This window comes from Bordetella genomosp. 7 (genome assembly GCF_002261415.1).
Taxonomy (GTDB): Bacteria; Pseudomonadota; Gammaproteobacteria; order Burkholderiales; family Burkholderiaceae_B; genus Bordetella_A.
On record NZ_NEVI01000017.1, the window covers coordinates 469,911 to 482,072 of the forward strand.

The following is a 12,162-nucleotide window of genomic DNA, read 5'->3' on the forward strand; positions in this document are numbered from 1 at the left end:
GGCAGTGGCAAGGACAGATATCAAGGTACTGCCGCGCGCGCGGCCCTGCCTTTGATCTTGCACAAACTTGATGGCCGTTTCCGGCATGCCGGGCGGCGCCACGCTGCCCATGGCGAACCGCGGCGTTGCAGTATGCTGACTTGTTGTCTTGCCATGCGCGCATGGCAACGCCGCCCTCGTTATCGGCCCGCCCCGGCCTGGAGCCAAGCGTGGATTTCTACAGTGCCCTGGCGTTCCGCCAGGACGAAGTCATCAGCCTGGGCAAGCGCCTGATTCCAGACAATTAGAATGGGCCGGCCTATCCGGGGGCCGGCCTTCCGGGGGCCCGGCCTCCCGGGGGGCGCCTTCCGGGGAGCCGCTCAATGCGCCGGTGCCGCCGCCCCGGGCTTGTGATGCGTGCCGTACCGCTCGACCATGGTGCTGCTGGCGCGATTGAGTCCCGTCACCTGCACATCAATACCGTTGCGCCGGAACTTGTGCACCACGCGGTCCAGCGCATCCACGGCGGTGATATCCCAGAAGTGCGCCCGCGTCAGGTCGATGCGCACCTTTTGCAACGCCTCTTTGAAATCAAACTCCGATACCAGCGCCTCGGATGAAGCGAAGAACACCTGACCCTGCACCGCATACACGCGGCAGCCGGTGTCTGCGTCCAGCCGCGATTCCACCGTAAGAACGCCACGCACCTTGGACGCAAAGAACACCGCGCTCAGGAGCACGCCCACCAGCACGCCCAGCGCCAGGTTGTGCGTGGCCACCACCACGATCACCGTCGACAGCATCACGGCGGAAGACGATTTGGGATGCGAGGCCAGATTGCGCAGCGATGCCCAGCTGAACGTACTGATGGATACCATGATCATCACCGCGACCAGCGCCGCCATGGGGATCTGCTTGGCCCACGGCCCAAGAAAGACCACCAGCACCAGCAACACGGCGCCAGCCGTAAAGGTGGACAGGCGGCCACGCCCCCCCGACTTTACGTTGATGACCGACTGGCCGATCATCGCGCAGCCCGGCATGCCCCCCAGCAGGCCGGCCACGATGTTGGCCAGCCCCTGGCCCTTGCATTCGCGGTTCTTGTAGCTGGGCGTGTCCGTGTAGTCATCGATGATGGAGGCCGTCATCAACGATTCCAGCAGGCCCACGGCGGCCACCGCGACGGCATAGGGAAAAATGATGTTCAGCGTCTGCAACGTCAGCGGCACCGCGGGCAGCGCAAAGGCAGGCAGCTGGTCGGGGAACGCGCCCATGTCGCCCACGGTGCGTATGGGCAAGTCCAGCCACATCGCCAGCCCTGTCAGCACCACAATGCAGACCAGGGGCGAAGGGATGGTCTTGTTGATGAGCGGAAACAGATAAATGATCGCCAGCCCGCCGGCCGTCATGGCGTACACCGTCCAGGGCATGTCGGTAAGCTCGGGAAGCTGCGCCAGGAAGATCAGAATGGCCAGCGCATTGACGAAGCCGGTGATCACCGAGCGCGACACGAACCGCATCAGGGCGCCCAGCTTCAGCCAGCCTGCGCCTATCTGCAACAGGCCGGCCAGCACCGCCGTGGCAAATACATACTGCACGCCATGGTCCCGCACCAGCGACGCGATCACCAGGGCAACCGCGCCCGTGGCCGCCGAAATCATGCCCGGCCGGCCGCCCGCGATGGCGCATACCACCGCAATGCTGAAAGCGGCGTACAGGCCCACCTGGGGGTCCACACCCGCGATGATCGAAAAAGCCAGCGCTTCGGGGATCAACGCCAGGGCCACAACCACGCCGGCCAGCAGGTCGCCGCGGACATTACCGAGCCAGTCTCGGCGCAATGTCGATATTGTCATGAAATCAAAAACAGGAAGCCGCGTGCCAGCACGCGGGGGCATCAGGGGAAAGACTGCGGGATTGCCGCAACAGGCGCATCGCCCGCGCCGTTACCGGGCGGACATCAGGCAAAACTGACGTAGGGGGTCACATCGGAGGGGTACCAAAGGCGGCAGGACGCCCGGCATTGTACCGTTGTCACAAATCGCTCCGTTCAGTAGCGATGTCGGTGAAGGATTGCCGCTACCATTTACGAAATGCGTCGCCCTGGATACCAACCCCCCGGGGCGACGCTATTGCTTGCTATTGCTTCTGTCCAATCGACCAGGGAGACAACAATGCAGTCTTATCTGAAGTTCGCGCTGCTGGCCGGCGCTATCGGCATGACGGCCGTTGCGCGCGCCGAGGTCACTGTGCCGGTACACCAAGCCACCCCCCAGGGCCCGGGCGCCGAAGTCGGCACGGTGTCGCTGGCCGACAGCAAATACGGTCTGGTGCTCACGCCCGACCTGAAAGACCTGCCTCCCGGCGTTCACGGTTTCCACGTACACGAGAACGGCAGCTGCGACGCCAAGGAACAGGCCGGCAAGCCCGTGCCCGCCGGGGCGGCAGGCGGCCACTACGATCCCGACGGCACGAAAAAGCACGGCACGCCGTGGTCGGACGACGGCCACCGGGGAGACTTGCCGGCGCTATACGTATCCGCCGACGGCACCGCCACCACGCCCGTACTCGCGCCGCGCCTGAAGCTGGCCGACGTGCAGGGCCGCGCCCTGATGGTGCACGCGGGCGGCGACAACCACAGCGACCACCCGCAACCCCTGGGCGGGGGCGGGGGGCGCATCGCCTGCGGCGTCATCCCGAAATAATCGGCCGGGGCGGCGCGGCCGCCCCGGGTTGCGCCTGCACCGCCCTGCCCGGCCCCTGCGCGGGCGGGCACGCATGGTCAGACCGTCTCGGCCTCCTGCGGCGCTTCCTGGCCATCGATCGCATACCGGATCGCATCCTCGATCCGATCCAGCAAGACGAACTTCAGCTTGCCGCGCGCTTCAGTTGGCACGTCGTCCAGGTCTTTGGCATTGCGGCGCGGCAACATCACGGTGGATATCCCCGCGCGCAAAGCCGCCAGCGTTTTTTCCTTGACCCCGCCTATCGGCAGCACCAGCCCGCGCAGGCTGACCTCGCCGGTCATGGCCACGTCAGAACGCACCGGCCGCCCCGACAGCAACGACGCCAGCGCCAGGAACATCGCAACGCCGGCGCTGGGGCCATCCTTGGGCGTTGCGCCAGCCGGCACGTGGATGTGCACATCGGTTTTTTCGAGTGATTCGCCCGTCCATATCTTGGCCAACGTCAGCGCGGTCTGGGCGGATTCCTTCATTACATCGCCCAGCTGCCCGGTCAGTATCAGTTTGCCGGAGCCCGGCGTCTTTGAAGCCTCGATAAAGAGAATGTCGCCGCCCACGGGCGTCCATGCCAGGCCGGTGGCCACCCCGGGCAGCCCGGTGCGCAATGCCACTTCGTTTTCGAAGCGCTGTGCGCCCAGAATGGGCGGCAGGTCGGCGGCATCGATGCGCACCTGCGCAGTCTTGCCTTCGGCCACCTGCATGGCGGCGTGGCGCAAGGCCGCCCCGATCTCGCGCTCGAGCTGGCGCACGCCGGCCTCGCGCGTGTAATCGCCCACGATCGACGCCAGCGCGGCGTCAGTCAGCTCGGCCTGCCCCGCGGCCAGCCCGTTGGCTTCAAGCTGGCGCGGAACCAGGTAACGCCGGGCGATCTGCAGCTTTTCATCCTGGGTATAGCCGGGCAACTGGATGATCTCCATGCGGTCGCGCAGCGGGCCGGGTATGGTGTCGAGCACATTGGCCGTGCAGATGAACATCACGCGCGACAAGTCGAAATCCACGCCCAGGTAGTTGTCGCGGAATTTGCTGTTCTGCTCCGGATCCAGCACTTCGAGCAGCGCGCTGCCCGGGTCGCCATGAAAACCGCCGGCGCCGAGTTTGTCGATCTCGTCCAGCATGATCACCGCGTTACTGGTGCCCGCGCGGCGCATGGCCTGGATGATGTTGCCCGGCAATGCGCCCAGATAAGTGCGACGGTGGCCGCGAATTTCGGCCTCGTCGTGCACGCCGCCCAGCGCCACGCGCTGGAAGGCACGCCCCGTGGCGCGCGCAATGGATTGCCCCAGCGAAGTCTTGCCCACCCCGGGCGGGCCGGAGAAGCACAGAATGGGGCTGCGGCCTTGCGGGTTGAGCTTGCGCACCGCCAGGTATTCCAGGATGCGCCGCTTGATCTTGTCCAGGCCGAAGTGGTCTTCGTCCAGCACCTTGCGCGCTTCGGCCAGGTCGATGGGCGGCGGGGGCTCGTGCTTCCAGGGCAGTTCGGTCAGCCATTCGAGATACGTGCGCAGCATCGCCGATTCGCCGCTGGATTCGCCCATGCGCTGCAGCCGCCCGAGTTCTTTGAGCGCGTGGCTCAGCACTTCTTCGGGCATGCCGGCCGCGTCGATGGCGTCTTTCAGGCGCGCGACCTCGGCGGCGTTGTCGTCGATTTCGCCCAGTTCTTTCTGGATTTGCCGCAATTGCTCGCGCAGCACGGTCTCGCGCTGGCGCTCATCAAATTGGGCGCGCGTGCGCTCGCCGATTTCTTTGGACAGGCGCAGCACTTCGACGCGCCCGGCCAAGAGCTCGATGACGAGATCCAGGCGCCGCGTCAGGCCGAACGTTTCCAGGATGTCTTGCTTCTGTTCCGGCTTGATGTCGATCATGTGCGTGACCATGTCGGCAAGCAAACCGGGCGAATCAATGCCGCGCACCACGCCGATGAGTTCATCGGGCACATTGGGCAGCAACGCAATGGCGCTGATGGCCTGTTCTTTCAGTTGCAGGAAGCGCGCCTCGGTCTGGCTGTCTTGCTCCTGTGCTTCGGGTATTTCGGCCACGCGCGCCACCATGAAGGGCCAGCCTTCCAGGAATTCAAGCACACGGAACCGCGACTGCCCCTGAACCAGCAGATGATGCGCGCCTTCCTGCCCGGTGATATAGCGGGCGATGGGGCCTTCGGTGCCCACCCAGCGCAGGTCGTCGGGGCCGACGTCGGCCTTGCCCGGGTCGCGCTGCAACAGGAAGCCCACCGGACGTTCGGTTTTGACAGCCTCTTGCGCCGCCGCCACGGACGACTCGCGCCGCACCGTCACCGGTGACAGCACGCCGGGGAACAATACCGCGTCGCGCAGCGGAATGATGATGCGCGCGTCGTCGGGCAAAGTGCGGGTATCGCTCATGGAGCCTCCCTTAGTTTATGCAGGGTCAAGACCAGGCAGCCGTCCACGAATTCGGACGATGCGGGTTCCAGGGCGTGCAGCGGCAGCGCGATGCGGCGGCGGAAGCGGCCGTAGGGGATCTCGAAGCGGTGGATGCGGGCGTTGGCCGCGCAGGGCATGGGACGCACCCCCGCCACCGTGATGCCGCCCGGGTCGAACGCCACCACCAGCGTGTCGGCGGGCACCCCCGGCAGCGCCACATACACCAGGACCGACGTGGCGGTCTCGATGACATCGACCGGGGGTTCCCAGTGCGGCGCATCGCCGGACCCGGCGCGCAGCACCTGGCGCTTGAGGCGCTCGGCGTGTTCGAGCAGCGCCAGCGCATCGCCCCAGATCCAGGATGAAAAATCTCGCGATCTCATGAACTTGCCCTCGTGGCCATAGTTCGTATCTGGCGGCGGGCCAGCAAATTTCAAGCCATGCACACCTGGCGCACGCGCACAGCGCCGCGCCGGCGCGCGGGGCCTGAGCGGCCGGGCCCGCGCCGTCTCATGTCATGATGCGCGCCGGGCGCGCCGAACGCAACCGGGCGGCAGGAGCTACGAGGCCGACTCGGCCACGGCCGTGGGCCGGCCGTAAAACGGGTAGCTCGGGTCGTTGTAGCCGGGGCTGGACGCATGCCCGGGCACGACCCAGCCATTGACCATGGCTTCTTCTTCGGGCGTGATGCCGAGTTCCAGCGCCCCGTAGTAGTCCTGCATCTGCGCCAGTGTGCGCGGCCCGGCGATCACCGCGGAAATCAGCGGGTTGGCCAGCACCCATGCGGTGGCGAAATGCCCCGGCAGAACCCCGCGCTGCTTGCAGTACTCGGTAAGCTGCGCCGCGATCTGCAACGATTCGGGACGGAATTCGGTGTCGAGAATGCGCTTGTCGCCGCGCCCGGCGCGCGTGTCCGAAGCAGGCGGCTGGCCCGGCGCGTACTTGCCCGTAAGCACGCCTCGCGCAATGGGACTGTAGGGCACCACGCCCAGGCCGTAGTGGCCGCAAGCGGGCAGGATCTCGACCTCGGGCCCGCGGTTCAGCATGTTGTAGTACGGCTGGCACACCACTGGCTGGGGTACGCCCAGCTCCCGGCACAGTCGTATCACCTCGGCAATGCGCCAGCCCCGGAAGTTCGACAATCCGAAACTGCGCAGCTTGCCTGCGCGGATCAGGTCGCCCAGCGCGTACACCGCCTCTTCCAGGTTTTCTTCGTGAAAGTCGCGGTGCAAATACAGGATGTCGATGTAATCGGTGCCCATGCGGGCCAGGCTGGCATGCACGCCCTGCATGAGCCACTGACGCGAATAATGCGAATGGTTGGGCGCCGACGAAACCCTGTTGCCGATTTTGGTGGCCAGCACCCAGTCGTAGCGCTGTCCGCCCAGCAGCTTGCCCACCACTTCTTCCGAGCGGCCCTGGTTGTACACATCGGCCGTGTCGATGAAGTTCACGCCCGCCTCGCGCGCCGAGGCAACAATACGCTGCGCTTCCTCAAAGGGCGTCTGCTCGCCGAACATCATCGTGCCCAGGCACAACGGCGACACACGCAGGTTGCTGGTACCAAGACGGCGGTATTTCATGGCGTGAACTTCCTGTACGGATGCAGTTGAAGGTAGCGCCAAGCGTACCGCGATTGACGCGGGCACGCAGCACTGCTGGGCCGCCGTCCCGTCCACCTTCACGATCCGTGAAGTGCCCTTTACGATTGCGGACTACCGCGGCGCGCCCATCACTTTTACAGTCACTGCATCCCGATGGCGCCGGACCGGCCATATCATTCATCCAACAAGGGAAAGCAATGACCAAGAGCGGCGTACTGCAGATCCCGTCCATGCGAGACAAGTGCTCGGACGCGGAATGGAAGGCGCGCGTAGATCTCGCAGCCTGTTATCGGCTGGTAGAGCTGTACGGCATGGCCGACATGATGGCCAACCACATATCGCTGCGGGTGCCCGACGAGGACAACGCGTTCCTTATCAATGCCTACGGCATGATGTACGAAGAAATCACGGCGTCCAGCCTGATCAAGGTCGACCTCGACGGCAACATCCTGTCCCGGCCGGATTTCGGCGAGCTGGGCTACGGCATCAACAAGGCCGGCTATGTCATCCACAGCGCCATCCACGGCGCCCGCCACGATGCCAACTGCGTAATCCATACGCATAGCTGGGCATCGATGGCGGTGTCGTCGCTGGCCTGCGGCCTGGTGCCCGCCACGCAAACCGCCATGCGCTTCCTGAAGATCGGCTACCACGACTATCAGGGCGTGGTGCTGGATACCAAAGAACAGGCGTCGCTGATCGCCGACCTGGGCCAGGGCGAAGCGCTCATCCTGCGCAACCACGGCGCCCTGACCGTGGGCCGCACAGTGGGTGAAGCATTCAACTGGATGCACCGGCTCGAGCTGGCATGCCGCGCCCAGCTAGCGGCGCAGGCGACTCAGCAACCGCTGCAGCAGGTGCCGCCCGACGTGCTGGAAGAAACCTGGAACAACTATCAGCCGGGCACGCGGCGACCCTACGGCGTAATGGAGTGGCCCGCCCTGCTGCGCAAGCTCGACCGTATCGACAGCAGCTACCGCGATTGACGCCGCGGGCGCTGCAACGGCCCGCATTACCGCAACAGCACGTGACGCCGGCGCCGGCAGCGCCGCGCGTGCCCGTGCGCAACATAAGCATAACCAACGGAGAGACACCATCATGAACCCGACCTGCAGTTCCCTATTGGCGTGCGGCATCCTGGGGCTGGCCGCGGCGCTGCCCGCACAGGCCGCCTACCCCGAGCGGCCCGTGAAAGTCGTCGTCGCGTTTACGGCGGGCGGCACGACCGACAAGCTCACGCGCAGCGTCAGCGACAAGCTTGGCCAACAGCTGTCGGAATCGTTCATCGTCGAAAACCGGCCCGGCGCCGGCGGCAATATCGGCACCGAATATGTCGTGCGGTCCGATCCCGACGGCTACACGCTGATCGTCGACTCGGTGGGCCCTATCGCGGTGAACCCGTCGCTGGGCAAGCTCAGCTACGACCCGCTGACCGATCTGGTGCCCATTGTGCAGATCGCCACGGTGCCCAACGTGCTGGTCGTGCCGCCCACTCTGCCCGTCAAGGATTTTGCCGGCTTTCTGGAATATGCCAAGTCCAAGAAAAGCCTCAACTATGGCTCGACCGGGGTAGGCACGTCGTCGCATTTGTCCAGCTTCCTGCTGATGCAAGAGGTGGGCGTGCCGGACGCCACGCACATTCCTTATAAAGGCGCCGACGCGATCAACGACTTGATGGCGGGCCGGCTGGACTTCATGTTCGCCACGGCGCCGTCCGTCATGGGGCAGATCCGTTCCGGCAAGTTGCGCGCGCTGGCCGTCAGCACGAGCGCGCGCTCGCCTTCGCTGCCAGAACTGCCCACCGTGGCGGAATCCGGCTTCGCCGGCTTTGACGCCGGGTCGTGGTTCGGCTTTTTCGCCCCGAAGAATACCCCGGCCGAAGTGATCGCCACCATCAACAAAGGCGTGAACACGGCGCTACCCGACCTGCACGAACAGCTGCTGGCCGAAGGCGCCAACCCGGTCGGCGGCTCGCCCGAGGACTTCGGCCGCTTCACCCGCGCGGAATACGAAAAGTGGAAGAAAATCCTGCAACAGGCGGACGTGAAGGCGCAATGACGGCTCCCGTCCGCATTCTTTGCTCCGCACAGGAAGCGCCCCGGCTGGCCGAGCCGCTGCGAACGCTGGCCCGCGACATCACGCTGTGCCATCCGGGCGACCCCCAGGCCGAGCTGGCCGATGTCGCCTTTGTTTCGCGTGACATCACGGGGCGTTCCACCAAGTTCGAGATCCATCCCGACACCGAGCGCTTTTATTCGGCCCTGCGGGCGGCCCGCCGTCTGCAGTGGCTGCATGTGCATTCCATCGGCCTGGATCGCGACATTTACCAGGAAGTGCGCGCACGCGGCGCGCGCGTCACCGCATCGCATGGCGCCTCGGACGCGGTGGTGGCGCAGGCGGCAGTGGCCGGGTTGCTGGCGCTGGCGCGCCATCTGCCCCACCTGTTGCGCGCCCAGCAGCGCCGACTATGGGCGCCCTTGTTCGACGAGTGGATGCCCCGCGATCTCGACGGGCAGCACGCCGTCATTGTGGGGTGGGGCGGCATCGGCCAACGCATCGGCCAGCTGCTGCAGGCCCTGGGTCTGCGCATTTCGGTGGCGCGCCACAGCGGCCGGCCCGCCGCGCCGGGCATCCGCACGGTGCCGTACAGCGGCCTGGCAGAGTTGCTGCCCGACGCCGCGTGGCTGGTGCTGGCCTGCCCGCTCAGCGACGCGACCCGCAACCTGGTAGATGCGCGCACGCTGGCCGCGCTGCCGCCGCATGCGCAGGTGGTCAACGTCGCGCGCGGCCACGTCATCGACGAAGCCGCGTTGATTCAGGCGCTGCGGGCGCAAGCCCTGCGCGGCGCATTTCTGGACGTGTTCCAGCACGAGCCCCTGCCGGCCGACTCGCCGCTGTGGGACATGGAAAATGTGATCGTGTCCCCCCACAGCGCCGGCTTTTCGGACGGCAATGCCGAGCGGGTGCGCCGCATTTTCCTGGACAATCTGCGGCGCTGGCTGGACGGCAGCCTGTAACCGCGGGCGTGCGGCCGGGCCCCCGCACGCCCGGCCATGCGCCGACGCGGCCGCTTACGCGTATAGCGGCTCCCCGTCCTTGCCCACCCCCTTCACCCGGCGCAGGATGCGATACGCCGCGCGCTCGGCCTCGTCCTGCTCGAAGTACGGCGACGACTGGGGAGGCTCCCAGACCCGTTCGGCTAGCGGCACCCCGTCGCCTTCCGGACGCGTTGCCACCCGTATGGCAAAGCCGCCTTCATTTGCGACCACCACGTCGCAGAACACCCGATAGCCATTCAGCGAGACACCTGTAGCGATGTTCATATGCGTTGTTCCTCTAAATGCTGAACCAGCCCAATTCACGCGTGGCGCCTGTATCCCGGTTCTATGCGCTTCAAGCGGGAACGCCACGTAACGGGATGTCAGCAAATGGTGTGCCCGACTGCCTGCCCGGTCGCATGCCGGTATTTTTTACGAATTGTTTCGATTGTGCGTGGCGCCCCCTCCCAAATACGGATATTATTTATCCTTAAGGACAAGTTATATCCGCAATAGGAGAAAGCCATGAGCGCGCGCCTGAACTACGTCGAGCAGTCCCCTGAGTTTTTCAAGAAATTCGTGCAGTTCAGCAATGCCCTGAGCGGGGGCAGCATCGAAGAAAAGACGCATGACCTGGTGCAGATCCGCGCCTCGCAGATCAATGGCTGCGCGTTCTGCCTGGATATGCATATCAAGCAGGCCAAGATCCATGGCGAGAGCGAATTGCGCCTGCACCACGTGGCCATCTGGCACGAGTCCCCCCTGTATTCGCCGCGCGAGCGCGCCGCGCTGGCCTGGGCCGAGGCGCTCACCCGCCTGCCCGAAGGCGGCGTGCCCGACGATATTTACGAACTCGCGCGCAGCGAGTTTTCGGAAAAAGAAATCACCGACCTGACGTACCTGGTGATGGCCATCAACGCCTGGAACCGCATCAACGTAGCGTTCCGCAATGAGCCGGGCTCGGCGGACAAGGCATTCGGCCTGGACAAGGCAGGCCTGGGCTGACGGCAGGCGGTGTGTCGATTGCGCCGGTTACCCGGCGCGCCGCAGCACCCATTCTTGCGTGCGCTGCAGCAGTGCAGGAGACACCTCGGCCGTCAGCGTGTCCAGTACGTCGGAAATCCGCGTCTCGCGCAGCGAATTGCGCCACGCTTCGTCGGCGCGCCACATCAGGCGGGCAATGATGCAGGGCGCCTCAGCCTTGTACCCCTCGGGCCAGCACGGGTTGTTGGTCCGTATTTCCTTGCATGCAAAGGTACTGGCCGGGCCCTCGACGGCCTCGACAATATCCAGGAAGCTGATGTCGGCCGGCGCGCGGGCCAGCCGGTAGCCGCCCGACGGGCCCAGCGTCGTTTCCACCAGCCCCGCCTGCGACACGGCCTGCAGCGCCTTGGACAGGTATTCTTTGGGCACGCCGTGCAATTCGGCCAGGGCCTTGGTAGACAGATACCGGCCAGGCGGCAGGCCCGCCAAGGCGACACAGCAATGCAACGCCCATTCGACCTGGCTTTTCAGATTCATCGTTTACCCGTTGTCAGAAAGCCGGCGCGCCCGGCGCCGCGCGATGGATTAAGGATACTAGATATCCTCGAATGGCGCCCCTCGCGTGTAGCGGGGCGCGACAGCCTGTAAACTGCCGGATTTTTGACTCTGGCACATGGTGCAAGTACCCCGGCGCGCAGGTGTCAGCGGCCCTACGCTGGTACGCCTGCTTGCTCGCCTGATAGACGCCGACATTCCCGCGTCGCGGCAACCGCTGGCCGAACGGCTCAGCCAGTGGCTGAGCTGGACCGATGCCATCGCGCTGTCGGCAGTGCTCGACGGCGCGGCGCCCGCTCCGGCAGCCCCTCCGCGCGCGTTCGACGCAGCAGAGGCTCGCGAGGTGCAGCGCGTCAGGGAGTCTATCGCCCGGGCTATCGACGACGACACGCCGTTTACCGCGCCGCCGATACGTGTGTCACGAGCCGCGGCCACGCCCGCGCCGGCGCCGGCCGCCGCGGAACCGGCCTACATCATCTACCGCCAGCGTTACCAGGCCATACAGCAGACCATGGAAACCAGCATTGCCAAGTTGCGGGCGCGCCTGCGGTCGCTGTTGGCCACGCAAACACCTGCCATGGCGCGCCTGGCGGTGGTCGACGCCATCATGGAGCGCTCGCTGAGCGCGCACGAACGGCGCCTGCTCGCCACCATTCCGGGCATGCTCGAAGGCCATTTCAACCGGATGCGCCAAGCGGCCGAAGACGCGGCAGACGCCGCCGGCGCCGCCTCAGCGCCGCACTCCTGGGTGGCCGCGTTCCGCGCCGACATGCGCAGCGTGCTGCGCGCCGAACTGGACATCCGCCTACAACCCATCGAGGGCCTGCTTGCCGCCCTGCGCGCCCATTGACCCGGACAC

At 65.8% G+C, this 12,162-nt stretch carries 13 protein-coding genes; 7 read left to right on the forward strand and 6 right to left on the reverse strand.

Features of this window, described 5'->3' with window-relative positions; translation table 11 throughout:
- Positions 1-161 precede the first annotated feature (161 nt).
- Positions 162-287, forward strand: a complete 126-nt coding sequence (locus CAL18_RS19950; RefSeq protein WP_283163502.1) for a hypothetical protein — start codon at positions 162-164, stop codon at positions 285-287.
- 72 nt (positions 288-359) lie between these two features.
- Here CAL18_RS19950 and CAL18_RS13990 read toward each other — a convergent pair whose 3' ends face one another.
- Complete coding sequence (locus tag CAL18_RS13990) at positions 360-1,835, reverse strand: SulP family inorganic anion transporter (protein ID WP_094818081.1); 1,476 nt, start codon at positions 1,833-1,835, stop codon at positions 360-362.
- A 318-nt stretch (positions 1,836-2,153) separates the two neighbouring features.
- Between CAL18_RS13990 and sodC the strand changes: the two genes are divergently transcribed.
- Positions 2,154-2,684 carry a superoxide dismutase family protein gene (sodC, locus tag CAL18_RS13995; RefSeq protein ID WP_094818082.1) on the forward strand — a complete coding sequence of 177 codons (531 nt, stop codon included), beginning with the start codon at positions 2,154-2,156 and terminating at the stop codon, positions 2,682-2,684.
- 77 nt (positions 2,685-2,761) lie between these two features.
- On the opposite strand, the gene lon is transcribed toward sodC, so the two are convergent.
- The 3 genes from lon to CAL18_RS14010 all read right to left on the reverse strand — a co-directional run bounded on the left by lon (position 2,762) and on the right by CAL18_RS14010 (position 6,705).
- A complete protein-coding gene (gene lon, locus CAL18_RS14000; protein WP_094818083.1) occupies positions 2,762-5,101 on the reverse strand; it encodes an endopeptidase La in 2,340 nt (779 codons plus the stop codon).
- On the reverse strand, positions 5,098-5,505 hold the full coding sequence (locus tag CAL18_RS14005; protein WP_026638661.1) for an Hsp20/alpha crystallin family protein: 408 nt from the start codon (positions 5,503-5,505) through the stop codon (positions 5,098-5,100). Before CAL18_RS14005 ends, lon begins: the two co-directional genes overlap by 4 nt.
- Before the next feature lie 177 nt (positions 5,506-5,682).
- On the reverse strand, positions 5,683-6,705 hold the full coding sequence (locus tag CAL18_RS14010) for an aldo/keto reductase (RefSeq protein WP_094818084.1): 1,023 nt from the start codon (positions 6,703-6,705) through the stop codon (positions 5,683-5,685).
- 218 nt (positions 6,706-6,923) lie between these two features.
- Here CAL18_RS14010 and CAL18_RS14015 point away from each other — a divergent pair, with 218 nt between their 5' ends.
- The 3 genes from CAL18_RS14015 to CAL18_RS14025 all read left to right on the forward strand — a co-directional run bounded on the left by CAL18_RS14015 (position 6,924) and on the right by CAL18_RS14025 (position 9,743).
- Positions 6,924-7,712, forward strand: a complete 789-nt coding sequence (locus CAL18_RS14015) for a class II aldolase/adducin family protein (protein ID WP_026638663.1) — start codon at positions 6,924-6,926, stop codon at positions 7,710-7,712.
- 112 nt (positions 7,713-7,824) lie between these two features.
- Positions 7,825-8,784 carry a Bug family tripartite tricarboxylate transporter substrate binding protein gene (locus CAL18_RS14020; protein WP_026638664.1) on the forward strand — a complete coding sequence of 320 codons (960 nt, stop codon included), beginning with the start codon at positions 7,825-7,827 and terminating at the stop codon, positions 8,782-8,784.
- Positions 8,781-9,743 (forward strand): NAD(P)-dependent oxidoreductase, encoded by a 963-nt coding sequence (locus CAL18_RS14025; protein WP_094818085.1) that lies wholly within the window; start codon positions 8,781-8,783, stop codon positions 9,741-9,743. The genes CAL18_RS14020 and CAL18_RS14025 overlap by 4 nt, the downstream gene beginning before the upstream one ends.
- 54 nt (positions 9,744-9,797) lie before the next feature.
- On the opposite strand, the gene CAL18_RS14030 is transcribed toward CAL18_RS14025, so the two are convergent.
- A complete protein-coding gene (locus CAL18_RS14030) occupies positions 9,798-10,049 on the reverse strand; it encodes a hypothetical protein (protein ID WP_026638666.1) in 252 nt (83 codons plus the stop codon).
- A 240-nt stretch (positions 10,050-10,289) separates the two neighbouring features.
- On the opposite strand from CAL18_RS14030, the gene CAL18_RS14035 reads away from it, so the two are divergent.
- Complete coding sequence (locus CAL18_RS14035; RefSeq protein WP_026638667.1) at positions 10,290-10,769, forward strand: carboxymuconolactone decarboxylase family protein; 480 nt, start codon at positions 10,290-10,292, stop codon at positions 10,767-10,769.
- A gap of 27 nt (positions 10,770-10,796) precedes the next feature.
- On the opposite strand, the gene CAL18_RS14040 is transcribed toward CAL18_RS14035, so the two are convergent.
- On the reverse strand, positions 10,797-11,285 hold the full coding sequence (locus CAL18_RS14040; protein WP_026638668.1) for an RrF2 family transcriptional regulator: 489 nt from the start codon (positions 11,283-11,285) through the stop codon (positions 10,797-10,799).
- Positions 11,286-11,421: 136 nt separating this feature from the next.
- On the opposite strand from CAL18_RS14040, the gene CAL18_RS14045 reads away from it, so the two are divergent.
- Complete coding sequence (locus CAL18_RS14045; RefSeq protein WP_026638669.1) at positions 11,422-12,153, forward strand: DUF3348 domain-containing protein; 732 nt, start codon at positions 11,422-11,424, stop codon at positions 12,151-12,153.
- The last annotated feature ends 9 nt before the right edge of the window (positions 12,154-12,162 follow it).